At 52.6% G+C, this 25,856-nt stretch carries 24 protein-coding genes, 1 tRNA gene and 1 pseudogene; 7 read left to right on the top strand and 19 right to left on the bottom strand.

From position 1 onward, the window contains the following. Positions 1 to 3: 3 nt before the first annotated feature. From J4377_RS02505 to ffh, 8 genes are all read right to left on the bottom strand, one after another. Positions 4 to 1,320 (bottom strand): homoserine dehydrogenase, encoded by a 1,317-nt coding sequence (locus J4377_RS02505; protein WP_038486493.1) that lies wholly within the window; start codon positions 1,318 to 1,320, stop codon positions 4 to 6. An 86-nt stretch (positions 1,321 to 1,406) separates the two neighbouring features. Then, a complete protein-coding gene (locus J4377_RS02500) occupies positions 1,407 to 2,198 on the bottom strand; it encodes a DsbC family protein (RefSeq protein WP_038480976.1) in 792 nt (263 codons plus the stop codon). After that, complete coding sequence (gene xerD / locus J4377_RS02495) at positions 2,173 to 3,054, bottom strand: site-specific tyrosine recombinase XerD (protein WP_038480973.1); 882 nt, start codon at positions 3,052 to 3,054, stop codon at positions 2,173 to 2,175. The genes J4377_RS02500 and xerD overlap by 26 nt, the downstream gene beginning before the upstream one ends. Positions 3,055 to 3,180: 126 nt before the next feature. Then, positions 3,181 to 3,537, bottom strand: coding sequence for a 50S ribosomal protein L19 (rplS, locus tag J4377_RS02490; protein WP_009724084.1), 357 nt, complete (start codon positions 3,535 to 3,537; stop codon positions 3,181 to 3,183). Between the two features lie 202 nt (positions 3,538 to 3,739). Next, on the bottom strand, positions 3,740 to 4,501 hold the full coding sequence (gene trmD / locus J4377_RS02485; RefSeq protein ID WP_253488098.1) for a tRNA (guanosine(37)-N1)-methyltransferase TrmD: 762 nt from the start codon (positions 4,499 to 4,501) through the stop codon (positions 3,740 to 3,742). A 101-nt stretch (positions 4,502 to 4,602) separates the two neighbouring features. Then, positions 4,603 to 5,148, bottom strand: coding sequence for a ribosome maturation factor RimM (gene rimM, locus J4377_RS02480; RefSeq protein ID WP_038480970.1), 546 nt, complete (start codon positions 5,146 to 5,148; stop codon positions 4,603 to 4,605). Between the two features lie 73 nt (positions 5,149 to 5,221). Further along, entirely contained in the window at positions 5,222 to 5,470 is a 249-nt protein-coding gene (gene rpsP / locus J4377_RS02475; protein ID WP_009724081.1) for a 30S ribosomal protein S16, read from the bottom strand. Between the two features lie 290 nt (positions 5,471 to 5,760). Next, positions 5,761 to 7,179 carry a signal recognition particle protein gene (ffh, locus tag J4377_RS02470; RefSeq protein ID WP_009724080.1) on the bottom strand — a complete coding sequence of 473 codons (1,419 nt, stop codon included), beginning with the start codon at positions 7,177 to 7,179 and terminating at the stop codon, positions 5,761 to 5,763. Between the two features lie 246 nt (positions 7,180 to 7,425). Between ffh and J4377_RS02465 the strand changes: the two genes are divergently transcribed. Both J4377_RS02465 and J4377_RS02460 read left to right on the top strand, forming a co-directional pair. Continuing rightward, entirely contained in the window at positions 7,426 to 8,223 is a 798-nt protein-coding gene (locus tag J4377_RS02465; RefSeq protein WP_038480965.1) for an inner membrane protein YpjD, read from the top strand. A 118-nt stretch (positions 8,224 to 8,341) separates the two neighbouring features. Then, positions 8,342 to 9,619, top strand: a complete 1,278-nt coding sequence (locus J4377_RS02460) for an HlyC/CorC family transporter (RefSeq protein ID WP_038480964.1) — start codon at positions 8,342 to 8,344, stop codon at positions 9,617 to 9,619. A 20-nt stretch (positions 9,620 to 9,639) separates the two neighbouring features. On the opposite strand, the gene J4377_RS02455 is transcribed toward J4377_RS02460, so the two are convergent. Continuing rightward, positions 9,640 to 10,284, bottom strand: a complete 645-nt coding sequence (locus J4377_RS02455; RefSeq protein ID WP_232482760.1) for a 1-acyl-sn-glycerol-3-phosphate acyltransferase — start codon at positions 10,282 to 10,284, stop codon at positions 9,640 to 9,642. 14 nt (positions 10,285 to 10,298) lie between these two features. Further along, positions 10,299 to 10,913 (bottom strand): TetR/AcrR family transcriptional regulator, encoded by a 615-nt coding sequence (locus tag J4377_RS02450; RefSeq protein WP_038480958.1) that lies wholly within the window; start codon positions 10,911 to 10,913, stop codon positions 10,299 to 10,301. A gap of 188 nt (positions 10,914 to 11,101) precedes the next feature. On the opposite strand from J4377_RS02450, the gene J4377_RS02445 reads away from it, so the two are divergent. Both J4377_RS02445 and J4377_RS02440 read left to right on the top strand, forming a co-directional pair. Continuing rightward, positions 11,102 to 11,779, top strand: coding sequence for an SOS response-associated peptidase (locus J4377_RS02445; RefSeq protein WP_038480955.1), 678 nt, complete (start codon positions 11,102 to 11,104; stop codon positions 11,777 to 11,779). A gap of 8 nt (positions 11,780 to 11,787) precedes the next feature. Then, positions 11,788 to 14,634: an insulinase family protein gene (locus J4377_RS02440; protein ID WP_231658290.1), complete on the top strand. Its 2,847-nt coding sequence runs from the start codon at positions 11,788 to 11,790 to the stop codon at positions 14,632 to 14,634. A gap of 38 nt (positions 14,635 to 14,672) precedes the next feature. Here J4377_RS02440 and sbcB read toward each other — a convergent pair whose 3' ends face one another. The 4 genes from sbcB to minC form a co-directional block, all read right to left on the bottom strand. Continuing rightward, positions 14,673 to 16,166 carry an exodeoxyribonuclease I gene (gene sbcB, locus J4377_RS02435; protein WP_095602807.1) on the bottom strand — a complete coding sequence of 498 codons (1,494 nt, stop codon included), beginning with the start codon at positions 16,164 to 16,166 and terminating at the stop codon, positions 14,673 to 14,675. A gap of 163 nt (positions 16,167 to 16,329) precedes the next feature. Next, complete coding sequence (gene minE / locus J4377_RS02430) at positions 16,330 to 16,581, bottom strand: cell division topological specificity factor MinE (RefSeq protein WP_038480946.1); 252 nt, start codon at positions 16,579 to 16,581, stop codon at positions 16,330 to 16,332. Beyond that, positions 16,578 to 17,396 carry a septum site-determining protein MinD gene (minD, locus tag J4377_RS02425; RefSeq protein WP_009724070.1) on the bottom strand — a complete coding sequence of 273 codons (819 nt, stop codon included), beginning with the start codon at positions 17,394 to 17,396 and terminating at the stop codon, positions 16,578 to 16,580. The genes minE and minD overlap by 4 nt, the downstream gene beginning before the upstream one ends. 157 nt (positions 17,397 to 17,553) lie before the next feature. Then, positions 17,554 to 18,303 carry a septum site-determining protein MinC gene (minC, locus tag J4377_RS02420; protein ID WP_038480943.1) on the bottom strand — a complete coding sequence of 250 codons (750 nt, stop codon included), beginning with the start codon at positions 18,301 to 18,303 and terminating at the stop codon, positions 17,554 to 17,556. Between the two features lie 183 nt (positions 18,304 to 18,486). On the opposite strand from minC, the gene J4377_RS02415 reads away from it, so the two are divergent. Next, on the top strand, positions 18,487 to 21,294 hold the full coding sequence (locus J4377_RS02415; RefSeq protein ID WP_253486525.1) for a DUF349 domain-containing protein: 2,808 nt from the start codon (positions 18,487 to 18,489) through the stop codon (positions 21,292 to 21,294). 121 nt (positions 21,295 to 21,415) lie between these two features. Here the strand turns inward: J4377_RS02415 and phbB are convergent, their stop codons facing one another. After that, on the bottom strand, positions 21,416 to 22,162 hold the full coding sequence (phbB, locus tag J4377_RS02410; RefSeq protein ID WP_038480937.1) for an acetoacetyl-CoA reductase: 747 nt from the start codon (positions 22,160 to 22,162) through the stop codon (positions 21,416 to 21,418). Positions 22,163 to 22,438: 276 nt separating this feature from the next. Here phbB and J4377_RS02405 point away from each other — a divergent pair. After that, positions 22,439 to 22,515 (top strand) — tRNA-Met (locus J4377_RS02405). 153 nt (positions 22,516 to 22,668) lie between these two features. On the opposite strand, the pseudogene J4377_RS02400 reads toward J4377_RS02405, so the two are convergent. After that, a pseudogene (locus J4377_RS02400) lies at positions 22,669 to 22,887 on the bottom strand (helix-turn-helix domain-containing protein). A gap of 181 nt (positions 22,888 to 23,068) precedes the next feature. Between J4377_RS02400 and J4377_RS02395 the strand changes: the two are divergent. Next, on the top strand, positions 23,069 to 23,188 hold the full coding sequence (locus tag J4377_RS02395) for an Arm DNA-binding domain-containing protein (protein WP_253486523.1): 120 nt from the start codon (positions 23,069 to 23,071) through the stop codon (positions 23,186 to 23,188). Positions 23,189 to 23,300: 112 nt separating this feature from the next. On the opposite strand, the gene J4377_RS02390 is transcribed toward J4377_RS02395, so the two are convergent. Genes J4377_RS02390 through J4377_RS02380 form a run of 3 tightly spaced genes read right to left on the bottom strand, consistent with a single transcriptional unit; the run spans position 23,301 to position 25,395 of the window. Continuing rightward, positions 23,301 to 24,104 (bottom strand): thiazole synthase, encoded by an 804-nt coding sequence (locus tag J4377_RS02390; protein WP_253486521.1) that lies wholly within the window; start codon positions 24,102 to 24,104, stop codon positions 23,301 to 23,303. 23 nt (positions 24,105 to 24,127) lie between these two features. Next, entirely contained in the window at positions 24,128 to 24,328 is a 201-nt protein-coding gene (gene thiS, locus J4377_RS02385; RefSeq protein WP_095602810.1) for a sulfur carrier protein ThiS, read from the bottom strand. Beyond that, positions 24,328 to 25,395, bottom strand: coding sequence for a YeiH family protein (locus J4377_RS02380; RefSeq protein ID WP_253486519.1), 1,068 nt, complete (start codon positions 25,393 to 25,395; stop codon positions 24,328 to 24,330). Before J4377_RS02380 ends, thiS begins: the two co-directional genes overlap by 1 nt. Between the last annotated feature and the right edge of the window lie 461 nt (positions 25,396 to 25,856).

The following is a 25,856-nucleotide window of genomic DNA, read 5'->3' as shown; positions in this document are numbered from 1 at the left end:
GAGTTACTCCCCTTCGCTCAGACTTTCAACGCGAATACGGGTAACCGGCCCAGCAATATCCGCCATGGACTCGATTTCACGGATAGCATCGTTCATCTGTTTCTCTTTTGTGCGATGCGTCAGCAAAATGATTGGCACCAACTCACCTTCAGTAGCCTCTTTCTGGATCAGCGCTTCAATAGAGATGCCCTGCTCGGCCAGAATGGTGGCAACACGCGCCAACACACCCGGGCGATCCACCGCCAACAGACGCAGATAATACGCTGTGGTAATATCTTCCATCGGCATAATAGGCAGTTGACTGGCATCATCGTCGATGCCGCTAAACGCTAGGTAAGGCACCCGGTAGTGGTGATCCGTGGCGATATCACGGGCAACATCCAGCAGGTCGGCTACGACGGCAGACGCTGTCGGCTCAGCACCGGCGCCAGCGCCGTAGTAAAGTGTTGGACCAACCGCATCGCCCATCACAGCAATCGCATTTTTAACGCCGTGCACATTCGCCAGCAGGCGCTCTTTAGGAATCAACGTCGGGTGAACTCGGAGCTCTAGCCCTTGATCAGTCCGTTTAGAGATGCCCAGATGCTTAATCACGTAACCCAGGTTATCGGCCTGCTCGACGTCTTCTGCAGTAATGCGAGAAATACCTTCGGTGAAGGCTTTATCAAACTGCAGCGGCACGCCATAGGCAATTGACGCCAGGATGGTCAATTTATGGGCAGCGTCGATACCTTCCACGTCGAAAGTGGGGTCAGACTCCGCGTAACCTAGCGCTTGGGCTTCGGCCAACACGTCTTCAAACGCGCGACCTTCATCACGCATATGGGTGAGAATGTAGTTACCGGTGCCGTTTATGATGCCCGCTACCCACTCGATACGGTTAGCACCAAGGCCTTCGCGTAGCGATTTGATGACCGGAATACCGCCCGCCACAGCCGCCTCAAAGGCAACAATGACGCCTTTCTTATGCGCGGCGCGGAAAATTTCATTACCGTGAACAGCAATCAATGCCTTGTTGGCAGTCACAACGTGTTTGCCGTTTTCAATCGCCGTTAGCACCAGCTCGCGGGCGATATCGTAGCCACCAATCAGCTCTACCAGCACATCCACGTTAGGGTTATTAGCCACCTCAAACACGTCAGAAGTCGCATTAATGCCGGTAATATCACAGTCAGGGTGAATACTGCGGTGGGCAACCTGCTCAATCACAATCGGGCGGCCAGCACGACGGCTAATGTCATCAGCGTTACGTGTTAAGACGTTAAATGTACCGCCACCGACTGTACCTAACCCACAAATGCCTACTCTTACCGGTTTCAAAATACTTCCCCTTTCGTGATGGGCACCCATAGGTGCCGCCTCTTAAATCAGTGTCTCAGCGCTATCGTTCGTCACTGCACGTGACGTTATTCGTCTTCCAAGCCTAACATGCTAACGAGCCGGTCGGGGGGTACAAACCCTGGCACCATTTTCCCGTCGGGCAACACAATCGCAGGAGTACCCTGCACGCCCACAGCCTTACCTAATTCGTACTGATCGGCAACGGGGTTATCGCAGTTTGCCGATGCAGCAAGCGTTTGGCCTTGTTTAGCTTGAGTCATGGCCTCGCTACGGTTATCCGAACACCACACTTGCTCAAGCGTCGTCGCAGCACCACTGCCCATGCCTGCGCGTGGAAAGGCCATATAGTGCACTGCAATGCCGCGCTCGTTAAGCTCAGGCACCGTTTCATGTAGCCGCTCGCAGTATGGGCAGGTAGGATCCGTAAACACAATTACCGTAGCTTTCGGCTCACCCACACCTTGAAAAACGACTCGCTCGCTCGCTGGAATGGCAGCAAGCACTGTAGCCCTTTCTTGGTTACGCGCCTGCTCGGTTAAGTTAACCAAACCATTATCCGCGTTTTGATAGAGGTCCCCTACCAAAAAGTGGCTACCATCGGCATTGGAGTAAAAAGATTCACCACTTTCCAGAACAACGTGGTACACCCCGTCCATTGGCGTTGCGTTTACCTGCTCCACCGGCATTGACTGGCCGTTAACTTGCAAGTTCTCCGTCAGATACTCGGAAACGGAGTCAGCACTGGCAACAGCAGGCAGTAAACACCCCGCAAGCGCCAGCCAGGGAACACAGGATTTAGCAACTAAAGACATACGTTGATGCATTGTATCTTCAACCTCGCGGATGGTGTTCGGCATGCAATTGCTCCAGGCGCGCCTGGGCAACATGCGTATAAATTTGCGTTGTAGATAGGTCGCTATGACCTAACAACAGCTGTACGACCCGCAAATTAGCACCATGATTCAATAAATGAGTCGCAAATGCGTGGCGTAACGTGTGAGGCGACAAGGGCCGAGTAATACCCGCAGTGATAGCGTGGGCTTTAATGCGGTGCCAAAACGTTTGCCGCGTCATGGCTTTATCTGCTCGCCCAGGAAACAGCGCGGGCCGTGTAGGATCTTGCATCAGCGCAGGCCGAGCCGTCTTCACATAATGCCCTATCCACTCGGCAGCCTCTTCACCCATTGGCACCAGCCGATCTTTATCGCCCTTGCCTCTTACGCGAACAACCCCTTGGCGAAGATTGACCGCATCGCCAGTCAATCCAACCAGCTCCGACACGCGTAGCCCGCAGGCATACAACAGCTCAAGCATGGTGCGGTCGCGAACTCCAAGCGAGGTGCTGATATCAGGGGCGAGCAACAGACGCTCAACCTCTTCCTCTTCCAGGGTATTCGGCAAGCTAGGGCGTACCCGCGGCAGCGACACATTGGCCAATGGGTCGCTGGCGATATGCCCATAAAGCCGTGCCCAACGGTAAAAACTGCGCAGCGACGAGAGTAGCCGTGCATTACTGCGTAGTTGATAGCCCTGTTCTCGACGTACTTCCAACCACTCGCTAAAACGCTCTGATGAAGGAGTTAACAGTGTTTCTCCCGCACTTTCGAGCTGCTGTTGCCAAGCAGTTAAGTCATGCCGATAGGCCGCTAACGTATGGTCGCTTGCCCCTTGCTCTAACCATAAGGCATCTAGATAGGCATCTATCACGCTCATAGGCTAACGGCCTCTTGACGGTGGTACCACACAAACAAAAACCCCGCCCCGCAAAGCGGTGACGGGGTCTTGGTATCCGAGCGCGACGCATGTCAAAAACAGCGTGCGCCCGTGAAAAAGTGGCAGTTAAGCCAGCTTTTCCTTGATACGCGCCGACTTGCCGCTGCGCTCGCGCAGGTAATACAGCTTGGCTTGACGAACGTCACCGCGACGCTTGACTTCAATAGAGTCAACCAACGGGCTGTAGGTCTGGAAAGTACGCTCAACACCAACACCGTGAGAAATTTTACGTACGGTGAAAGCGGAGTTCAGGCCACGGTTACGCTTACCGATGACCACACCTTCAAACGCCTGCAGACGCTCACGAGTACCTTCCTTTACTTTAACCTGAACGACGATGGTGTCGCCCGGTGCAAAGGCCGGAATCTCTTTGCCCATTTGCTCGGATTCGATCGCCTGGATCACCTTGTTCTTGCTGCTCATTTTCATACTCCTAAATAACGTAATGGCTTGCCACGCAGTTGTGGAAGGGGCAAACCGTGATCCCGGCGCTCGAAGCGAGCTACGCGGGAGTCGTTATGGGTGACGCAGGTGCGTAGGCTAAGTCTCGTAGACTAACTGTCTCACAGACTATCTGCCTAATTTGCCCTGCACCGCCGCTCGGTTCTATGCAATTGAAGAACAATCACTTAGTTGACAGAGCGTGTTCCTCGATAAACTCGTCTAGAAGCCGCTGTTGCTCGGCATCAAGCGTACGCCCTGCTAATAAATCAGGACGGCGCTGCCATGTACGGCCTAACGACTGTTTTAACCGCCAGCGCTTGATGGCCGCATGATTACCGCTTAACAGCACATCAGGCACTTGTCGCCCGTCAACCGCCTCAGGACGGGTATAGTGCGGACAGTCTAACAAGCCATCATTGAACGAGTCTTCGATAGCGGAATCCTGGTGACCCAACACACCGGGTACCAGCCGTGCCGCCGCGTCAATTAGCACCATTGCTGGCAACTCACCACCGCTCAGCACATAGTCACCAATTGACCATTCTTCATCAATGTCACTTTCCACCACGCGCTCATCAATGCCTTCATAGCGCCCAGCGACCACTACGAGAGGGCCTGCTGAGGCGAGCGCTTGAACACCCTGCTGATCCAACTTACGCCCTTGGGGCGAGAGATAGATCACGGTGGGCGATTGTCCCGTGGCTTGCTCTGCTCGTTGCCGAGCATCAAAGATAGCAGCACGCAGGGTGTCTACCTTCATCAGCATACCGGGGCCGCCGCCGTAAGGGCGATCGTCCACGCTGCGGTGGCGGTCGGTGGCGTAATCGCGCGGATTCCAAAACTCCAGGGCAATACGCTGTTTCTCTACCGCTCGACCAACCACACCTTGTTGGGTAATCGCATCGAACATTTCTGGAAACAGCGATACCACGCCAATCCACATCGCGGGAGCATCCATTAAGCTGCTTTCTTCACCGTTTGCTGCAGTAACAGTTGAATCAGTTACTGTGAGCTTGCTCGACAACTGCTTACTCAAACCTGTTTTCAAAACTCAGGATCCCAATTCACGACCATACGGCCATCTTCGAGGCTGATTTCAACAATTACATCATCGGGTAAGAAAGGTAGCAGCCGCTCACGCTTATCAATTGCGTCGTTATCACCGCGCACCACCATGACATCGTTTGCGCCGGTTTCAAACAGGTAACTGACCTGCCCTAACCGCTCGCCTGACTGAGTGAAGACAGTTAAGCCTTCAAGCTCATGCCAGTAATACTCATCATCGGAAAGCGTAGGCAGTGCCTCTTTCGGCATCAGAATGTCCGTTTGCGCCAGCGCTTCGGCTGCCGTTCGGTCATCAACACCTTTTAGCTGCACCACAAGACCCTTGCCTTGCCGACGTCCCTGAATCACGGTCATGCGCGTAAGGGATTCCCCTTGGCGCACCCACCATTCTGGGTATTCCATGATGCTGTCTATGGGATTGGTATAGGAGTAGACCTTAAGCCAACCTTTAATCCCGTGAGGGCTAGTTAGCTTACCAAGCACCACATGTGCGTCGTCTGTATGGCTAGTTTCAAAACGCGTCATCGACGACCGCTCCAACAAATTACAACGACAACATCACCTACTATCACTTACTGACAGTCACGTATTAACCGGCTTAAGCCTGTTTACGCGCTTCTTTAACCAGCTCAGCAACACGACCAGACAACTGGGCGCCTTGGCTCTGCCAGTGAGTAACACGCTCAAGATCAACGCGCAGACGCTCTTCTTGACCACGGGCAACCGGGTTGAAGAAGCCGATACGCTCGATGAAACGGCCGTCACGGGCGTTGCGTGAATCAGTAACAGTCAGGTGATAAAAGGGACGCTTTTTGGCGCCACCACGTGCCAAACGAATGGTAACCATACGATAACTATCCTTCGGTTGAGGTTACGAGAGTGTGCAATAGCGCAGATCGCTAACAGAACACTCGTCATACTATTTTCTCGGCACTGCAGACTAAAATCAGTGATTTGCTGCGTACCATCAGGTTCTTCACTGGCAGATGGTAAGGCGATGCTCGCGCATTTTTGCCAACACCCACGCATGAAGAGGCCGCATTCTACGCAAATGCGCTCTGCTTGGAAAGCCTGACAGCCAGAAAACTCTTAAGCCGTCAACCTTGCCAAGCACGTTACAAGGTTGCTAACAATGGCTTAACGCCAGGGAAGACCGCCGGGGCCACCCATACCGCCCATGCCACCGGCGCCGCCAGGACCACCCGGCCCGCCGCCGCCCATCATGCCTGACATGCCGCGCATCATTTTCTGCATCCCGCCTTTTTTGCCTGCTTTTTTCATCATTTTCTGCATCTGCTTATGCTGTTTTAGCAGGCGATTCAGGTCAGGTACTTGCAGGCCAGCACCCGCTGCAATACGGCGTTTGCGCGAACCATTGATGATATCGGGCTTGCGGCGCTCTTTAGGGGTCATTGAGTTAATCAATGCCTCCAGCTTGCCAAGCTCTTTCTCCGGACCAGGGCCTTGTGCCATTTCAGCCATTTGCCCCATGCCGGGCAGCTTGCCAAGTAGGCCACCCATGCCGCCCATTTTCTTGAGCTGCTGTAACTGATCGCGGAAATCTTCCAGGTCAAAACCGTCACCCTTCTTGACCTTACTGGCCAGCTTAGCGGCTTTGTCTTTATCCACCGTGCGCTCGGCTTCTTCGATCAGCGACAGCATATCGCCCATACCCAGAATCCGTGATGCCACACGGTCCGGATGGAAAGGCTCTAGGGCATCTACTTTCTCACCAACCCCCATAAACTTAATGGGCTTACCAGTGATATGGCGTACCGAAAGAGCTGCACCACCACGGGCATCACCGTCAGCCTTGGTGAGAATCACCCCTGTAAGCGGCAGTGCATCGTGAAATGCTTTCGCCGTATTCACCGCATCCTGGCCGGTCATGGCATCGACCACAAACAGCGTTTCTTCCGGTGAAATTGCTTTATGCAGCGCCTGGATTTCGGCCATCATCGCTTCATCGATGGCCAGCCGCCCGGCGGTATCGACTAATACGACATCATGGAATTGAATTTTGGCGTGTTTGATTGCCGCTGTGGCAATATCCACTGGCTTCTGATCTGAACGAGACGGAAAGAAATCCACCTGAACTTCTTTTGCCAGCGTCTCTAGCTGATCAATCGCCGCTGGACGATAAACGTCGGCGGAGACCACCAGCACTTTTTTCTTTTCGCGTTCACGCAGATAACGCGCCAGTTTAGCAACAGAGGTGGTTTTACCCGCCCCTTGCAGGCCTGCCATCAACACGACCGCAGGTGAGCCTTTTAGGGATAAGCCTTCATTGGCTTCGCCCATAATCGCTTCCAGCTCTTGCTGGACGATTTTAACGAATTGCTGGCCTGGCGAGAGGCTCTTTGAGACTTCTTGGCCAACAGCACGCTCACGAACACGCTCAATAAATGCCTTCACCACCGGCAAGGCGACATCTGCCTCTAACAGTGCTTTACGCACTTCGCGCAGGGTGTCTTTGATATTGTCGTCAGTTAGCCGCGCTTGGCCTTTGATCGACTTCAACGTCTGGGAAAGACGCTCACTCAGATTCTGAAACATGGGGCCTCTGCCTCCGTCGTTGTCGCCGGGCGGTCACACCGGACGAATGTAGGATCGATTATACGCGCTCGCCGCGCGAGTCTCCATGGTCGTCAACATTGGTTATCGATGGCTGTGCGACGCCGCTATGATTGGTTATAGTAGGCAGACTGTTCTAGCTTGAACGATTTAGCACCGCTGACTTTCACAGCGTTGATTAAATGACACTGGATTCAACAACGCGCTGCAAGGCGCACGGATAGCATCATGCAGGCGCTCCCTTTCGCCACGATCGCTTTTATACTTTATGTCGCCGCTGCCATCTGGCAGGGCATGACTTTATTTCGTCGCGTGCCACCACGCCAGGGCATGGTGCGTCTACTTGGTGCGCTTGGGCTTTTACTGCATATCCCAGTGGTCGTGGAGCTTGTTAGCTCAGCCCCAGGTCTACTGCCCGGGTTCACAACCAGCGCAACGCTTCTGATGGCCGTGGCCGTCAACGTTGTGCTCGTCGCCAGCCTGTTTAAGCCGGTGCTCAACGCTGGCATCGTGCTATTCCCTCTCGCGGGTATCGCGCTTATTTTTGCCACTTGGTTACCGAGCCAGGGGAGCCAAAGCGGCTTAACGCTCGGCATTTTACTGCATGCCGTCAGCTCTGCGCTGGCGTTTGCCGTCTTGGCAATTGCCGCGATTCAAGCGGTGCTGGTCGGCCTGCAGAACCAAGCACTGCGCCATCACCATATTCGTGGCATTGTGCAATCACTACCACCACTCACCACCATGGAAAGAGTGCTGTTTGAACTGGTATGGTCGGGCATTATATTGCTGACACTTTCGATCATCAGCGGGCTGATCTTTCTCGACAATATGTTCGCGCAGCATTTGGTGCATAAAACGGTACTTTCGCTGGGGGCGTGGATTATTTTCACCACACTTTTAGTGGGTCGATATCGTTTTGGCTGGCGTGGCATGCGCGCTGTGCGCTGGACGCTTGGCGGGTGCATACTGCTACTGCTGGCTTACTTTGGCAGCAAGTTTGTCCTGGAAATCTTGCTCAATCGCTAAACCTATACTCACCGCATTATCAGCACTGATTTAATTTGGCGTTGATAACAGTGGCCTTGACAGGCCACTTCCATACTTCTAAAAATCGAGCCTAATACGCCATAAAGGAACTTTCGACTTGAGCGACGACTTCCCCCTGGGGTTACTGTTCGGCCTGCTAGCCATTTTGATATTGCTGTCTGCCTTTTTCTCCAGCTCTGAAACAGGCATGATGTCGATAAACCGCTATCGACTAAGCCATCAAGCTAACAGCGGTGATCGCCGCGCAAAGCGTGTCATGCGTTTATTAACGCGCCCCGATCGACTGATTGGCGTTATTTTAATTGGCAATAACTTCGTCAATAACTTAGCCGCCTCGATTGCTACCATCATTGCCATTCACTTCTTTGGTGACGTCTCTGGCCCAGCTATTTCAACGGCGCTACTGACGATTACAATCCTTATTTTTGCCGAAGTAACACCGAAAACCTACGCAGCCATCAAGCCTGAGCGGATCGCTTACCCTACTTCCCTGGGCCTGGAGCCACTGCTCAAACTACTTTACCCACTGGTATGGCTAGTCAACGTCATCTCAAATGGCCTATTACGCCTAATGGGCGTTAAAAGTGTTGAGAACGGCGGCGACAGTTTAACCCGCGATGAACTGCGCACTGTAGTTCACGAAGCAGGCACGCTAATTCCCTACCGACACCGCGCTATGCTGCTGTCGATTCTTGATCTTGAGAATGTCACGGTTAACGACATCATGGTGCCGCGACACGAAGTTCTTGGCATCGACCTTGACGACACGCTGGAAGATATTCTGACCCAGATCCGCACCAGCCAACATACCCGTCTACCGGTCTATAAAGGCGATATCAACAATATTATTGGTATGCTGCATCTACGCAATGCAGCGCGCTTTTTATCGCGTAGCGAAGTCACCAAAGCAGCGATTGTTCAAGAAGCACGGGAGCCGTATTTCATTCCCGAATCCACACCGTTACATACACAACTGCTGAACTTCCAAAAGCAGAAGCGGCGTATTGGTATTGTGGTGGATGAGTACGGCGATGTGGAAGGCTTGGTAACCTTAGAAGATATTCTTGAGGAGATTGTCGGGGAATTCACCACCGACGTCTCAGAAGATGATGAAATTCATCAGCAAGATGATGGCAGCCATGTCATTGAGGGCACTGCCAATATTCGTGAAATTAACAAAATGCTTGGCTGGCAATTGCCCACTGACGGCCCTAAAACCCTGAATGGCTTAATCCTTGAGCACCTTGAGGCGTTTCCGGAAGGGCCTGCCTGCTTGCAGATTGGTAATACGCGGATGGAAATTTTAGAAATCCGTGACAACCTGATCACTTCAGCACGCTGCTGGCAAAAGTTGCGCCTTGCACGCCGAACGTAGCGACTGACCGTCTAACCAACCTAACGGCGGGTGATTTCGCTATCACCCGCCGCCTTCAGCGCCCTCACGCGGGCCTCCAAATAGCGACGCAAGGCAATATCCTCTACCTCATGAACCAATACCGGCGGCCCGAAGTGTAAACTGACCGGCGCACGAAAACGTGACGGCCATTTTTTAAGTGCCTTGCCACCGTAGTGTGATGTCCAAGACCCCCACAGCCCTGCCAAGCCAGCCGGAATGACGGGCACATTATCGCGGGCAAGAATGGTTTCGAGCCCGCGCCTAAAGGCGTGGATATCGCCATCTGGGGTGATACGCCCTTCAGGAAACACCATTACGACATCACCTTCGCGAAGCGCGTGGCTCACCTCATCCAGCGTTCGACGCAATGCACCAGGGCTATGCCGCTCTGATTCAATCGGAATCGCGCCCACAAGCTGGAACCACCACTTTAGCCAGCGAGATTCAAAGATGGGCTGATCCATCACAAACCGCAGCGGCCTGGGGCTACCGCCGCCTAACACCAACGCATCCATAAAGCTGACGTGGTTACAGACTACCAGGGCAGCGCCGCGCTTAGGTACGTTCTCTTGGCCATGCACAGAGAACCGATAACACACTCGCATAACGACATAAATGACGCGACGCAACGCGCAACGCACCATTTTCAACCACCACGTCACGTCGCCGCCTCCCGGTGGCGCAGGCCAGCCAGCACCGTGCTCATTAGCTGATCCAGCAGCTCATCCACCTTCAACTGCTGACCTTGCCAATAGCCTAAGCGCTCGTTTAATCCAAGCTGCACCAAGCCGTGTACGCTCCCCCAGAGAGTGCGCCCAAGGCGTCGCGCTTCAAGATCATCCAATGCTGGCTGATACCGTTTCAACGACGTTTCCACCTGAGTGAACAGCGCTTCAATAAGGTCACTCTGGCGCTGATCCAGCTCGCCTTCTTGGGCCAGTGGATAATCAAATAGCAGCTGCCAGCGGTAGCAGCCTTGCTCAGCGAAGCGCCAATAAGCGAGCGCTAGCGAGCGCAGCCATGGCTCAGGATCATCTTCTGCCAGGCTAGTAATGGTATGCTGTAAGCGTGCCAACGTTTCAACGTTGACGTGCTGCAATAAGTTATTAAAGCTGCCATATAATTTAAGCAGCGTACTTGGCGCGCAGCCCACTTCTCTGGCCAGGGCACGCAGTGACAAACCATGGACTGGCTGCTTAGCCAACCACTCATCACAAGCGTGCATGACCTGCGCGTGGAGGGCATCGGGCGCATGCTGTCTAGGACGGGCCATGGCGATCTCTTAAGGTCAACGGCAAACAGGAAGAATGCCTCATCGCGCTTTAGCGTGAGCAAGGGATACGCTAGGATACCTTACATCGAACACTGTTTTCGACACTAAAACACGACATTTAACCTATTGTTGCGCTACCCCGCCATTTTGCACGCTCACTACCCCCCATTTCGCATAAGGAGACAGGCATGACGGGACGCCTTCACGTGCAGCGCCTCACGCTATCACGCCTTGTGCCCTCGCTGACTGATTCTGAACCACTTATCGAATCGCCTAACTTAGCGCCCAGACAGCCTGTATCGGCAATACGCCTTGAACAGGGACGCTTGCGGCTTCAGCCATTATTTTGGGGACTAACGCCTCCTTGGCTGAAGGTACTCGATCACGCGCCCCATTGCGCTAGAGCAGAAACGCTTAATCAGCGCGCCATGTTTAACGAGGCGTTTAGTGCTCGCCGCTGTGTCATTCCAGTCAGTGGGTTTTACATCTGGAAGATACAAGCACACAGCAAGCAACCCTATCTCGTTACCCACGTTAACCGAGGGCCACTGTTACTGGGTGCTTTATGGTGCCGTTACCACACAACGCTCACCGCATTTACTGACTCGACGGCGCTGATCAGCGTACCTGCCAACGCCTGCCTTTCTTCACTGACTGACCGATTACCTGTTGTCATCCCTCCAGAAGCGTTAACGCGCTGGCTGGACCCGACGACCGACCTTGAAGCACTCAATGCGCTATTAATACCTGCGCCATTGGAACTGTTGGGCGCTTTTCCGGTATCAAAACATGTTAACAATCCTGCCTATCAGTCATCGTCCTGCGCCCACCCGGTGGGGCCGATGCTGCGCTGGGCTGTGCCATAGGAACCGTAATGTTACGATCTAATGAACCTCTGCCTAACCGTTACGCTGCACGGCAGGCCGTCATCGGCGTCGTGATTGGCGTCGCTTGGTGCACTCCTTTTTTCGCCTTCGCTCAAGACACCCCTGTAAAGGACGCCATCACGCCTATCGTCAGCCCATTTGACGAGCGCGATTACCGCGTACTGACGCTGGAAAACGGTCTTCAGGCGCTGCTTGTTAGCGACCCAGAGGCCGATAAAGCCGCCGCCTCAATGAATGTTCGTGTAGGCAGTGCTCAAGACCCTGACGACCTGCAGGGGCTAGCCCACTTTTTAGAGCATATGCTGTTTTTAGGTACCGAACCGTACCCTCAGTCTGATGCCTATCAGCGCTACATTTCTGATAATGCGGGCTCCCACAACGCCTTTACCGCCCAACAAGACACCAACTATTTTTTTGATATTGAGCCTTCGGCCTTGCCAGGCGCGCTGGACCGCTTTAGCGAATTCTTCCTTTCACCGCTATTTAACGCCGATCATTTAGAAAGCGAACGGAATATTGTTCACTCTGAGTACATGGCACGCATTCGTGATGAATCCCGCCGTGAAAACGATGTATTGAATCAGCTACTAAATCCAGGCAACCCCACGACGGGCTTTGCAGTAGGTAGCCGTGACACCCTCGCTAACCCACCCGAGGGTGAAGCTACTCTTCGCGAGCGGGTGATTGATTTTTATCATCGCTACTATGATGCCAACGTCATGAACTTGGCCATTGTTGCCCCCCAGCCGCTTGATACCCTTGAAGCACTGGTAGTAGAACGCTTTGCCCCCCTTCCAGATAATGGCCTAAGCGTTCCGACCATAGGCGCGCCACTGATCGATCCAGACACGCTGCCCCGCTACATTGAGCGCCAGTCATTACAGGATCGCCGTCAACTACGTTTCTACTTTCCGATTCCCGATCCCACCGATGAATACCGTACGAAGCCGACCCAACTGATCTCTCACCTAATTGGCGATGAAGGCGACGGCAGCTTGCTGGCAGCGCTACGCAAAGCGGGTCTTGCGGATGCACTTTCAGCCGGCGTAGGCCGAGGAGACGGCAATGAGGCGCTGTTTACCATCTCGATTAGCTTAACGCCAGCCGGAGCAGAGCGGCTGGACGATATTGAGGCCACTCTATTTGCTGCCATTGAGCAGATGCGCGAGGAAGGGTTAGCTGAGTGGCGCTACGAGGAACAAAAAAACCTGAATGAACAGGCGTTCCGTTTTCAGCAACATGGCGCACCGCAGCAGGAAGCTACCCGCTTAGCCATGAGCCTTTCTCGTTATCCGGTAGATGATGTGCAGTATGCGCCTTACCGGATGGATGGCATGGATAGTGAGCGGCAGCAGCTGTATCTCGACGCACTAACCCCAGATAACATGCTGCGCTTCTACTCTGCACCGGACGTAGAAAGCGACACCGTCTCACCCTGGTTCAACACCCAGTGGAAAGAGCAACCACCCGCTCAGCCAGGTCAAGCACTAGGCGGCCTAGCGCTACCTGAGCCCAACCCCTTTATCGCCAGCGACCTTACTCTCAAAGCGGGGCAAGATGAGCGCCCAGAGGTGTTAATTGATGCGCCTTCATTTACCGCATGGCACATGCAAGACAGCCGCTTTAGCACGCCAAGCGTTGAGTGGCGGGTAAGCCTCCAGCACCCCAGCGCCAGCTATTCGCCGGAAGAAGCGGTACTCACACGCCTCTTAGCGAGTTGGCTAAATGACAGCCTAAACGAGTCGTTATATCCAGCCTGGCTGGCTGGTCAGTCGTTCAGCGCTTATGCTCACGGACGTGGTATGACGCTGTCGTTTTCAGGCTGGCGCGATGGACAAACGCCTCTGATAGAGCAGGCGATTGAACAGCTTAAGCGCGCCGACATTTCCCCCAGCGCCTTTGAACGTGTGCGCTATCAACTCCAGCGCGAGTGGCGCAACGCCCCCCAAGCATCGCTTTATGGCCAGGCAAGCCGTGCACTGGGCGAAGCGCTTCTGACACCCCAATGGTCAACGGCTGAGTTATTTGACGCCAGCCAGCGGTTAGAGCGTCACCACTTAGAAAACTTCCGCAAACGGTTTTTAGACGCGCTTTACATCGATGCAATGGCCGTTGGCAATTTGGATAAAGAGCTGGCTCGTGAGCAGGCCAGTGTAATACGCGGAGCGTTATCACCGCGTCTCACTCGTGAGGATATCCCCGAGCTTGAAGCGCTACAGGTGAGCAATCAGCCTGAGGTGCTTCACCCGCACAGTACCCGCGAAGAGTCGCTTGTGTTGCGTTATTTACAGGGTCGCGACAAATCCACTGAAGAGCAGGCGCGCCTCAGCGTATTGGCGCAATGGTTGGATACGCCCTTTTATCAGCAACTACGTACCGAGGAGCAGCTTGGCTACATCGTTAATGCAGGTTACTCCCCGCTGCTAGAAGCGCCGGGGATTGCCTTGGTGGTTCAGTCGCCGGATGTTGAGAGCAGCATGATCGCCGAGCGCATGGACGCCTTTATGGCGGCAGCGGGCGAGCGCCTGAATACGTTAACCGAGGAGGAGCTAGCGCCGCATCGTCAAGCCGTTCATTCTCGCTTGACCCAGCGAGACACGAGCCTACAGGGCATGGCAAACCGCTACTGGCAAGCCACAGCACTGGAGGACGTGCACTTTGATCGCCGTGAACAACTCGCCACACTAGCGTTGGATGTTAGCGTACAAGAACTGCAGGCACTGTGGCCGACGCTTCAATCGCACCAGTTAGACATTCGCTACAACCCTGGCGACTCACCAAGTGATATCGCCCCCTACCGAGAAGCACGCGTGCCGTTTACCGACGCACGCTAAGTGCTAATTTGCGAAACGAATTAGCTAGACTCACCAGCTCAGGCATCAAACGCCTGAGCTGGCATCATCGACTCAACGTACATCACCAACTCTTCCAGCACTTGGCGCTCGCGATCCGATAGGATCTGCTGGTTATAACGCTCTATCTCTCGCGCAAAGGCTTTCAGCGTAAAACCCGACAAGGCCGGATCATTGATACGCATCCAGCGAAACGCATCCCACTGCTCGCGCTCTTCGCCCTCCAGCGTGTCTGGATAACTACGCGCACGGTAGCGAAACAACATTTCCTCCAGGCGAGGATCTTGAAAGGCAAAGCGCTGGCCGACTAAATCCCAGGGATCCATTGCCAATGCTCGCTCCATTTGCTGGCGATCAGCCGCAGAGAAAAAGCTGCCGGAATAGAGCATTAAGTCAGGGTCTTGAGGCACATCTTCGTAGGCTGCGTTAAATACCTCAGCTACTTTTTGCGCCACACCGCTAGCCTCTCGCAACGTTTTCCAATGGCCGCGACAGGCATCAATATCAATCGTTAACCGTTCAATGATCGTGCCGTATTCACCTTTATGGGGGCCATCCACATCTTTTAACACCGTCGCTGGAAAGATGACTGGGCAGCGATTAATGTGGATCACTTTCAGCGGTATACGCACTTCCCCCTCGGAAAGGTCCTGCTGGCTTACGAACACACGTTCTCTGATTTGCTCGGCACTCATGGTCAGCAAATCACTAGGATCAACGCTTAAATCGTAAACAATAACGCCATTAGGATTCGTCGGATGCTCGGCCAGTGGCATGACTAATGCACTACAGCCACGGCTGGCAGGGTAACGACGGGAAATATGCAAAAGCGGTTTAGCGCTAGGCAAGTCTAACTGCTTGGCCACTGCACGCTTGCCACGCATGCCCAGTAAATAGTCGAATAATTTTGGGTTTCGGGCTTTTAGCAGACGCGCCAGCGCAATGGTGGCACGTACATCAGCCACCGCATCATGAGCACCTTCATGGGCAATGCCATTGGCCGCCGTTAAGTGCTCAAGTTTGAAGCTAGGCGCACCATCTTCCCGCTGCGGCCACTCAATGCCGTCGGGGCGCAAGGCGTAAAACGCGCGCACCACATCAATCAAGTCCCAACGGGAATTGCCGTTTTGCCATTCGCGGGAATAAGGGTCAAGCAGGTTGCGATAAAACAAGTGGCGGGAGATTTCATCATCAAAGCGAAGGCTGTTATAGCCCACCACGCAAGTGCCTGGCTCACTCATAAAGCCTTGGACCTGGCGGGCAAACTCCCCCTCAGGCAAGCCTTTCCGCTGCGCTTTTTGCGGTGTAATACCGGTAATGAGGCAAGCAGCAGGGTGAGGCAGGTAGTCATCAGCAGGTTTGCAGTAGAGCTCTATCGGCTCACCGATTTCATTAAGCTCGGCGTCAGTGCGTAATGCGGCAAACTGAGCGGGCCGATCGCGACGCGGATCAGCACCAAATGTCTCATAGTCATGCCAGAGAAAACTGGCAGGGGCAGCATTAGGTGGCGCCATTGATGAAATCTCCTTGAGCATAGCTTCCCGCCTACAAGCCAACGAACCACTTGCCGAAGCGGGTACAAAAGCCCAAGCCTAGCATAACCGCAACGCCTCTCGCCGCCCCTCTTAGCGAATAGCCATGCTTAACGACTGGCTATGCTGCTTCCATATGCAAACGTCAACCTTTCGGTAGCGTAACGTTGAGCTCCAACACTGAGCAATTGTCTTCGCTATCAAGTGAAATTTGAATGGCATCATCATCGACCTGTACATAACGACGAATGACTTCCAACAGCTCGCGCTCGAGCAGCGGCATATAATCTGGCTGACCGCGCTGGCCGCGCTGATGCGCCACGATAATTTGCAAACGCTCCTTAGCCACCGAGGCGGATTTCTTGCGCTCACGCTTCAAGAACTCCAGCAATTTCATCGCCGACCACCCCCGAACATACGGTTCAACAATCCCTTACGCTGTACTTCATGAAAGCGCAGAGGCATATCTTCACCTAATAGGCGCGATACAGTATCTGAATACGCCTGACCTGCATCGCTCGCCGCATCGTGAGTAACGGGAACACCCTGGTTCGATGCACGTAATACCGCTTCGGATTCAGGGATTAAGCCAAGCAGATCGATAGACAAGATTTCACGAATATCATCAAGGGTCAGCATGTCCCCAGACGTTACGCGAGAAGGGTTATAGCGCGTAATCAGCAGATGCTCTTTAACAGGGTCTAAGCTTTGTTCAGCGCGCCGCGTCTTGGAACCAAGCAATCCCAAAATGCGATCAGAGTCACGCACTGAGGAAACTTCAGGATTCGTGACAACAATCGCCTCGTCAGCGAAGTACATAGCGAGTTGAGCCCCCCTCTCAATACCTGCGGGGGAGTCACACAAGATAAAATCAAAATCTTGTTTGAGCTGCTCAAGGATTCGCTCTACGCCTTCCTGCGTCAGTGCATCTTTATCACGCGTTTGAGAGGCTGGAAGAATAAACAAGTTTTCAACGCGTTTATCGCGAATCAGCGCTTGGTTAAGCCCTGCTTCCCCTTGGATAACGTTTACCAAGTCATAAACAACGCGGCGCTCACAGCCCATGATTAGGTCGAGGTTACGTAGACCAACATCGAAATCAATGACGACTGTTTTTTTACCGCGCAGGGCAAGTCCTGTTGAAATAGCGGCAGCGCTGGTGGTCTTACCAACCCCCCCTTTACCGGAGGTCACTACAATAATTTTGGCCAAGAGTTACTTCCTTCTTGAAGTCGTTCATCGCGAGCGCGTTTAAAGGATCGCACTGCGCATAACGGGAACATCAATGTCAACAACATGACATACTGTAACGTATAGCGCTTGCGACGTCGCTAGGCATTAAGCACCAACACACGCTCATGCGTTTGAATTAACCCAGCGGCTTAATTTCCAGCTGCTCTTTAGCGAAATGCACCTCTGCAGCACGGCCAAGCAACTGTGAATCAATATCTTCTAACCGTTTGTAATTGCCTGCCACAGAAAGAAGCTCTGCTTCCAATTCTCGACAGTAAATACCCGCCTGGGTATTGCCATGAATACCCGCCAAGGCACGTCCGCGAAGCGCTCCGTAGACGTGGATACTACCAGCCGCCAGGACTTCAGCGCCCGCATTTACTGCCCCAATCACCACTAGATCGCCTTCTGATGCGCTTACCTGCTGGCCAGAGCGCACCGTACCGCGAAATAAGCGTGTTGCTACCGCAACCACTTCCTGGTCGGCAGCTTCCACCTCATCTATGGCGTCATCAGGGGTAGCAGTAGTATCAACGCTCTCTAATAGCCTAGACCGCCCTTCTTCAACAGGGGCAAACCAGCCTAGCCCTAATGCCCAGGCAGATTGACGTACTGGCTCAGCTCCGCCACGTACGGCGACCGGCAGTAATTTATGATCGCGACATACCGCGCAAATGCGCTCAAGCGCCAAGTGAGGTTCATCGAGTTTTTCCACGCTCAGCACAACCGGTGTATGCTGAAAGAACGCGGGGGATTGCGACAACTTGCCAGCTAGCTGACTTCGTATATGTTCCGGGTCAGCACTGCTCAATTCCATGACGGTCATTGGCAGCATGCCACCTTTAAAGGTGAAGGCAATGTCGGCACTATTGGCGTTGAGGCTCATGGCCGAACTCCATGTCATGTTCAGGTAAGATAAAGGTAGCGCAATCTCGCGCTGGGTGTTGTGAAGAAGTATTAATCATCACAGCGCCTACAGCAAAGCTAAGCGACAGCGCCGATGACTGCAACTATCTGTCATCGGTAGTTGATTTTTTTTCACGCTACGCACCTCTCTGCAGGATGATCCATGCACGGACTGTTAAGACGCCTGTTCGCTCCTCGGTGGCAGCACCCTGATCCCGAGGTGCGTCTCAAGGCACTCGACCAGCTTGACCCTCAACAACCAGAACAGCAACAAGCGCTAAAGCAATTAGCACAGGATAAAGAGAGTAACATCCAGCTTGCTGCTCTACTGGCCCTTGATGACTTAGCGGAGCTTGTCAATGCGCTTCCAGAGCATCGTCAAGACGAAGCTTGGTTTAACGCGGCTTGCCAGCGCTTATGTGGCTCACAGGGCCACACCGACCTGCAAAAACGGCAGGCTATTGTGGCAGAGCTATCGGAGCCTCGGTTGCTCAACGCCATTGCACTTCAGGGAGACAACCTTAATCTGCGGCTCGCTGCGTTAGAGCAATTAACCGTTGAAAGCGACTTCGTCCACCAAGCCTGCCATAACGGCGTGGCAGCGGTGCGCCATCAAGCGGCTCAACGAATTGAAAGTGAAGAGAGCCTCAAAAAGCTATTAAAAGAAGCGCGTCGTGACCGCCAGGTCATTCGTCTGGCGCGAGAAAAGCTCACCCAACTGCGCAATGATGCTGAGTGGCTAGCGGATCAACAAGCCCAGCGTGAGCATCTGCTTAAACAGTTAGAACAGCACGCCAGGGCTCCCTGGGAGCCGCTGTATGGTGGTCGCTTCCGTCATTTGGAGCGTGAGTGGCAAAGCCTTTCCCACCCGCCCAGCGTGACGCAAGAGCAGCGTTTTCATCAGGCAGCGCTTAGCTGCCGAAAAACACTGCATCATCATGAAACGCAAGAACAAGCGCGTCAGCAGAGCATTGCTCATCGCGAAGAGATTGAACGAACTCGCGATCAACTGCTTGAAGGCATTGAAGAAACGTTAGAGGGCCTGGCACATGCAGAGCAGCTAACAGTTCAGGATATCGATAGCCTACGGGCTCAACGCCAACTACTCGGCCAGCGTTGGCAATCCCTGTCAGATCAACACCCGCCTGGCGAGAGCGTTCAACAACGCTATAGCCAAGCACTGAAACGCTATGAAGTATGCATGGAAGCATGGCAGCGCTGGCAAGCCATCAGCACAGATATAGAAACAGCCATTGCCAACCAAGATAACGTGGCCATTGCCAAGTACGTTAAGCAGTGCGCTTGGCCTAAACACATAACGCCTCCAGAGCTACTCAAGCATGCACAAGCGTTAAAAGATGCTGACGTTTCTACCAAACCCACTCCTACCGCGTCACTTAACGCGCTTAGTGCCGACGTGGATAACTTTGAACACTTGTTAGAGCGTGGTGCCTTTAAAAGTGCCAGCCGCCTCTATCAACGCCTCAAGCCCTCCATCGACGAACTGACAGGGGAAGACGCCAAGCCGCTAAAAGCACGCGTGAAACAGCTAGGCGCACGGTTAGCAGAACTACGTGATTGGCGCGGTTTTGTGGCCGGCCCTAAACGCGAGCAACTCTGCGCTAGCATCGAAGCGCTGGCTGACGATCAACACATGGCAGACGTTGCTCTTGATCGCCATCATCGCCAGTTGGTAAAAGAGTGGAAATCGCTCGGCGATGCCGCTGCTAATCGCGAACAGTCGGCACGCTTTCGCGCGGCCTCTGATCGCATTCACGAGCGTTTGACTCCCTGGCGAGAACAGCTTAATCAAGAGCGTGATGCCAACCTAAAAGGCCGTGAAGCACTCTGCGAACAACTTGAAACGTTGCTTGATCAGCCAGCAGAGGATGCCGACCCCGATGTATTGCGCGAGATCCGTGACAAAGCCCGCCACCAGTGGCGTCACTACTCTCCGGTTCCTCGAGACCAATCAGAAACCGTTGGCCGTCGTTTTGGAGCTATCCGTCATCGCCTCCAGGCGCTTATTGACCAGCGAGCAGAGCAGATCGCTAGTCAAAAGCGCATGCTTATCGAACAAGCGAAAAGCTTACAGGATGACCACGAATCACCCTTAGCCGCCCGCATAGCGAGCACAAAGCAGCTACAGCAGCAGTGGCGCGCGCTGGGTCGTGCTCCAAAAGGCGAAGAGCAAGCCCTATGGAAAGCCTTTCGTCATACCTGCGATCAGCTCTTTGCTCAGCGTGACGCCCACAAGCATGAACAGGCAGCTCGCCAACAACAGAAGCTCGATCAGTTGCAAACATTAATTGACGAAATGGATAGCTGGCAGCCGACGCAAGCCAAAGAATCTGCCACCCTTGCGTCTTATCTAGAAAGCATTAGCCAGCTTGAGCCGTTGCCACGTAATCGACGAAGTGACGGCATGCAGAAACGCCTTAGCGGCATTGTAAGGGCTAAACGTGAGCGCTTAAGCCGCCTGGAAATTGCTCATACAGTGCAGCAATGGCACAGCGCCTTACCGCTGGTAAATGCGCATATCGCCGCAGACCAACAAGCACTAGCCGGCGAAGAGCCACAAGCAGTTGATGCGAAAGAGGTATTGAGTGACGGGCTGCCTGCTATTTTTATGAAGGCTCACCAGCAGCGCAATCATGCGCGGCTCACCACTTCCACTCCCCTCTCAGCCGAAAAACTTGCTGAGCTAGAAGATGGACTGGCTCGCCTGAGAGTGCATTTGTCTTTGCTAGCGTTAGGTAGCGTCAAGCAGCGTGATGAACCTCTCCGCCTGGCGATTCAAGTAGAACGGCTAAATGAAGGGATCAGTAACGAACGTAGCCGACCAGATGAGATTATCGGCATATTAGCAGCACTTATGGCGCTTGGCCCCATGCCTAACCAATTGTGGCGCAAGGAAGCAGAAGAGTTTGACAATCTTTTTAGTCGCCTAGCGCGAGTGCCTCACCCTTAAGCCCTTTATATAAGTACGTTACACAAGTACTTCTCCCCCCCCAACACTAGCAACGGGAGGCGAATAGCCTCCCGTTTACGCTTTTCCGTGATTGAATAAATCTGCTTATCGCGTTGGGCGATTAGCCCATAAACTGACCGCCGTTAATATCAATATTGGCGCCAGTAATAAAGCCTGACTCTTTATCTGCTAAGAACGTTACCAAGCGACCGATCTCCTCCGGTGTACCGTAACGCTTCACTGGAATGGTTTCACGAATGGCTTCACGCACCTGCTCGGGAATTTTCATGATCATATCGGTGGCAATGTAGCCAGGCGACACGGTATTCACCGTAATGCCTTTGGTTGCCGTTTCTTGTGCCAGCGACATGGTCAACCCATGCATACCTGCTTTGGCAGCCGCATAGTTCACTTGCCCGAATTGACCTTTACGGCCATTGATAGAAGAAATATTGATGATGCGACCGTAGCCCTGCTCCAGCATCATTTCAATAACGCTGCGGCACGTGTTGAAGACGCTATTAAGGTTGGTATCGATCACTTGATACCACTGCTCATAGGACATCTTCTTCATGGTGCCATCGCGAGTAATGCCAGCGCAGTTAACTAACACGCTGATAGGCCCATATTTTTCTTGGATTTCGCGAGCACCTTCTAGGCAGGCATTGTGGTCGGAAAGATCGACACCCGATAACGCGATGTTGTCATAACCAGCGGCTTGCTGAGTTTCCAGCCAGGTTTTGGCTTTCTCAGGATTATGATATCCCGCGACTACCAAATAACCCGCATCCGCCAATGAGTGACAAATTGACGTTCCGATTCCACCAGTTCCACCAGTTACCCAGGCGACGGGGGCTTGATTGGCCATTGACTACCTCCCTGATATGACAAATGGCTTGGACGCTAAGCATTATCATGATGTCGCAAGCCATCCTAAATAAGCGCCGAAGCGCCTCAGCATTTACAGCATGTCGTATTAATAGTTGGACGACATACTGACAGTAAGCTTTTTATTATCCCTATTGGAAGCATAGCTTTACTCTTCCAATGTTGCAGCACGATGAAGGTCGCGACTAGCAATATAAGCGTTTTATGCAGGGGGTTGACTTCGCGCAAAAAATGCGTAGAATACGCCACACGTTGATGCGGGGTGGAGCAGTCTGGTAGCTCGTCGGGCTCATAACCCGAAGGTCATCGGTTCAAATCCGGTCCCCGCTACCAATATTTCGAAAGTCAGATCAGTTACTTACTGATCTGACTTTTTTGTGTTTGTTGGCTAGCTTCCTGTGACGTATATGTGACACATTGGCTTTTTTCTCTTCCTCAGCAATTTTTTCCTACGATCTTCAGGCAACCCTCATCTCTTTGCGCTTCTTATCTCTCCCTGTCGTCATCAAATTCGAACAAATCCCCTACCCCGCAGTTGAATAATTTGCACAACTTATCCAGCGCATCCAACTCAATGCGCTGAGCTGAGCTGTTGATTTGTAAAGCAGCGTGATGGCACTGCGGGTCAAACCCGTTTCACGCGCCACATCAACGATCTTCATTTTGTGCTCACCCACCCAAGCGTGCGAGATGACCACGAGCCATCAAAAACACTCTGGATAGCTTGTTGTCATTCAGAAAAGAGGCGTTCCTATCGGAGGTACCCGCTACATAAAGCTACTTGGGCGGCGGAAAATTCTGCTTCTCCGAGAAGCGGTCGAAAACGAAATCCTGAAGACTACTCATGGCAGTCTGTCTATTCCTATGGCAAACGGAGGATTCAGCCATGGGTAAGGCCCGTCAACGTAAAGAGACAGGCAAGCTCTATCTGGACTTTTTCGAACGAGGCTTGCGGCTGCGCGAACAAACTGCGCTTAAAGACACGCCGGCCAATCGAAAAAAGTAGAGCAACTGGTGATAAAATACGATAAGTAAACTCTAAACTCGGGCGCTACTGAAGATAGGGTGACGTCGTTGCCACCCACAATATGTCGATAATCAGAAATAAAAATTGAGTGTTAAATGGCCGTAATACAACCGGCTCTTGGGGATGAAGCTTCCGCATGGTCTCTGCGCGGCATACGTCCTGCCAGATATGCCTCTCTTCCTGCCTCAACAGCAAGTTTCATGGCTCTAGCCATTTGAACTGGACGTGGAGAATGTGCGATTGCTGAGTTCATCAGAACTGCATCGCAGCCTAGTTCCATGGCTAACGCCGCCTCGGACGGAGAACCAATACCAGCATCAATAAGCACAGGAACGTTAGCACGCTCGATTATCAGACGGATATTGTGCGGGTTCTGAATGCCGCAGCCGGAACCAATAAGAGAACCAAGCGGCATGACTGCGCAGCAACCCAGCCGTTCTAGCTCAAGTGCAACGATGGGGTCATCGCTGGTATAGACCATTACATCAAAGCCATCCTTTACTAATTCCTCGGCTGCTTTAAGGGTCTCAATAACATTGGGGTAAAGAGTTGTTTCATCCCCTAGCACTTCGAGCTTAACTAGATTGTGTCCGTCTAGAAGCTCGCGGGCCAGCTTGCAGGTGCGCACAGCGGCGTGAGCATCGTAGCAACCCGCTGTGTTGGGTAAAAGTGTATAGCAATCCGGCGACACCACCTCCAACAGGCTTGGCTCATGAGCACTATGGATTAAGTTAGTGCGCCGTACCGCAAAAGTTACCACCTCGGTACCGCTTGCTTCTAGGGCTCTGGAGGTTTCGTCGAAGTCACGATATTTACCAGTCCCCACCATCAAACGTGACTTAAAGTGTCTTCCTGCTATCACCAACGAGTTTTCTGCCAAAGGTTGATCATGCATTGCGAATTCCTCATAGTTCAAGTTTATCCACCACCGATGGCATGAACGATTTCAACAAGGTCGCCAGCGCGTAGATAATGTGTTTCATGCTGGCTACGTGGGACGATTTCCTTATTTAACTCGACCGCTACACGCTTGTTATCTAGACAGTTGACAACCAGCAATTGCTTAATCGTCATACCAGATTCGATCACATAGACCTCACCGTTAATCCACACTTTCATCACGAACTCACAACGTCGAATAAGATAAAGGCCAAAACTAGTACAAGCAGGAAAAGAGTCTCAGAGACCATCAAAATAATCGGCTTCCACCCCACTACGGCAAGTTTCTGAAATGACGTTTTAATTCCAAGCCCAGCAATGGCTGTTACCAAGCACCAGCGCGACAAATCAGTCATACCATCAGCAACGCTTGTTGGAATCACACCGAGGCTGTTGATGATCACTAGCAATACGAAGGCAACCAGAAAACCTGGGAGCCGGGGTATCTTGCTATTGTTCTGGCTCCCTTCAGCGTTGCGAAAGAGTAGGGTAAAGCACATAACTACGGGCACCAGCATCGTCACCCGCATTAGCTTGACAAAAGTGGCAACATCTCCCGTCTCCTCAGAAATCATGTAACCTGCGCCAACAACCTGGGCCACATCATGTATGGTGCCACCCAAAAAGACCCCTGCTTGCTGTTGAGTGAGGCTTAAAACACTAGAGATCAACGGATATAACACCATAGCCGCTGTCGACAGAGTAGTGACGCCCACAACCGTCAAAATAGTATTTCGCTCGCTGTTGGCGCTACGGGGCATCACAGCCGAAAGAGCCAAGGCCGCAGATGCACCACAAATTGCAACTGCACCGCCGGTCAATAGCCCCATATCCCGGTGTAGCCCCATAAACCGGGCTAACATCACACCAAAAAGGATGGTCAGGATCACGCCGGATATCACCGTTACAATCGGACCTATGCCCAGTGAAGTGACTTGATCAACAGTGATTCTCACACCGAGCAAAGCGACACCGAAGCGTAGGATCGTACGGGCAGAAAACTCGATACCAGCTACACAACGTCCCTCCTCAGAAAGAAAATGCAATGCCATTCCAAAAAGCAAAGCATAAAGTAACGTGGGACCACCGTAATGATCAGCGATGAAGGTTGTTGCCAAAGCAATAATGATGCAGATCAACACACCCGGAAGAGCCTGACGAAATCGAGCTATATCCGGAGTAAGCCTTTTTTGGAGCACGGCTGCGTTAGCCTTTTCAGTCTGCCTATTCGCGGATTTGTGAGCCATTTGAACACCTTATTTCACTTAGTTGTTGCCATAGACCAAGTACTGACCAGATACAAAAGACAGGCCGTCATAAATAAGAAGTGAAAGAAACACTCACCACTCCTCGATAATGACTAACGCAAACTTAAGCGGAATCCTAATCAGTTTTTCGCCATTAGGGCAGCGTCATATGCGCTGTTTAATCAATCGTGCCTAAAATCGCGTGTCTAAGTTAGAGCCAGATATTCCCTCATCGTGAGGCCAGCTTGTAGCTTCTAGATGGTATGTCACTTGAACAGTAAGTAGGCAATTACGTGCTTATCGAGCATCCAGCTTCAAGACGCTCTTTATAGTAAAATAGTCTTTTTAGCAATATCTTCCGTTTTTTATCCAATCATATCGGCAACTACATTATCATCTTAAAAAACAAACGATCACATTACTTAATAACTTAATAAAACTCCAATATTAGTGATCTTTTC

The sequence above is a fragment of the Halomonas sp. XH26 genome, from assembly GCF_024138895.1.
Classification (GTDB): Bacteria; Pseudomonadota; Gammaproteobacteria; order Pseudomonadales; family Halomonadaceae; genus Vreelandella; species Vreelandella alkaliphila.
This window is presented reverse-complemented; position numbering and strand designations above follow the sequence as displayed.

Excerpts from the sequence above, each read along its gene's own strand:
- J4377_RS02500 (WP_038480976.1), bottom strand. The coding sequence starts at position 2,198 with ATGCCGAACACCATCCGCGAGGTTGAAGATACAATGCATCAACGTATG.
- xerD (WP_038480973.1), bottom strand. The coding sequence starts at position 3,054 with ATGAGCGTGATAGATGCCTATCTAGATGCCTTATGGTTAGAGCAAGGG.
- rplS (WP_009724084.1), bottom strand. The coding sequence starts at position 3,537 with ATGAGCAGCAAGAACAAGGTGATCCAGGCGATCGAATCCGAGCAAATG.
- trmD (WP_253488098.1), bottom strand. The coding sequence starts at position 4,501 with ATGTGGATTGGCGTGGTATCGCTGTTTCCAGAAATGTTCGATGCGATT.
- rimM (WP_038480970.1), bottom strand. The coding sequence starts at position 5,148 with ATGACGCGTTTTGAAACTAGCCATACAGACGACGCACATGTGGTGCTT.
- rpsP (WP_009724081.1), bottom strand. The coding sequence starts at position 5,470 with ATGGTTACCATTCGTTTGGCACGTGGTGGCGCCAAAAAGCGTCCCTTT.
- ffh (WP_009724080.1), bottom strand. The coding sequence starts at position 7,179 with ATGTTTCAGAATCTGAGTGAGCGTCTTTCCCAGACGTTGAAGTCGATC.
- J4377_RS02465 (WP_038480965.1), top strand. The coding sequence starts at position 7,426 with ATGCAGGCGCTCCCTTTCGCCACGATCGCTTTTATACTTTATGTCGCC.
- J4377_RS02455 (WP_232482760.1), bottom strand. The coding sequence starts at position 10,284 with ATGGTGCGTTGCGCGTTGCGTCGCGTCATTTATGTCGTTATGCGAGTG.
- J4377_RS02450 (WP_038480958.1), bottom strand. The coding sequence starts at position 10,913 with ATGGCCCGTCCTAGACAGCATGCGCCCGATGCCCTCCACGCGCAGGTC.
- J4377_RS02445 (WP_038480955.1), top strand. The coding sequence starts at position 11,102 with ATGACGGGACGCCTTCACGTGCAGCGCCTCACGCTATCACGCCTTGTG.
- J4377_RS02440 (WP_231658290.1), top strand. The coding sequence starts at position 11,788 with ATGTTACGATCTAATGAACCTCTGCCTAACCGTTACGCTGCACGGCAG.
- sbcB (WP_095602807.1), bottom strand. The coding sequence starts at position 16,166 with ATGGCGCCACCTAATGCTGCCCCTGCCAGTTTTCTCTGGCATGACTAT.
- minE (WP_038480946.1), bottom strand. The coding sequence starts at position 16,581 with ATGAAATTGCTGGAGTTCTTGAAGCGTGAGCGCAAGAAATCCGCCTCG.
- minC (WP_038480943.1), bottom strand. The coding sequence starts at position 18,303 with ATGAGCCTCAACGCCAATAGTGCCGACATTGCCTTCACCTTTAAAGGT.
- J4377_RS02415 (WP_253486525.1), top strand. The coding sequence starts at position 18,487 with ATGCACGGACTGTTAAGACGCCTGTTCGCTCCTCGGTGGCAGCACCCT.
- phbB (WP_038480937.1), bottom strand. The coding sequence starts at position 22,162 with ATGGCCAATCAAGCCCCCGTCGCCTGGGTAACTGGTGGAACTGGTGGA.
- J4377_RS02395 (WP_253486523.1), top strand. The coding sequence starts at position 23,069 with ATGGGTAAGGCCCGTCAACGTAAAGAGACAGGCAAGCTCTATCTGGAC.
- J4377_RS02390 (WP_253486521.1), bottom strand. The coding sequence starts at position 24,104 with ATGCATGATCAACCTTTGGCAGAAAACTCGTTGGTGATAGCAGGAAGA.
- thiS (WP_095602810.1), bottom strand. The coding sequence starts at position 24,328 with ATGAAAGTGTGGATTAACGGTGAGGTCTATGTGATCGAATCTGGTATG.
- J4377_RS02380 (WP_253486519.1), bottom strand. The coding sequence starts at position 25,395 with ATGGCTCACAAATCCGCGAATAGGCAGACTGAAAAGGCTAACGCAGCC.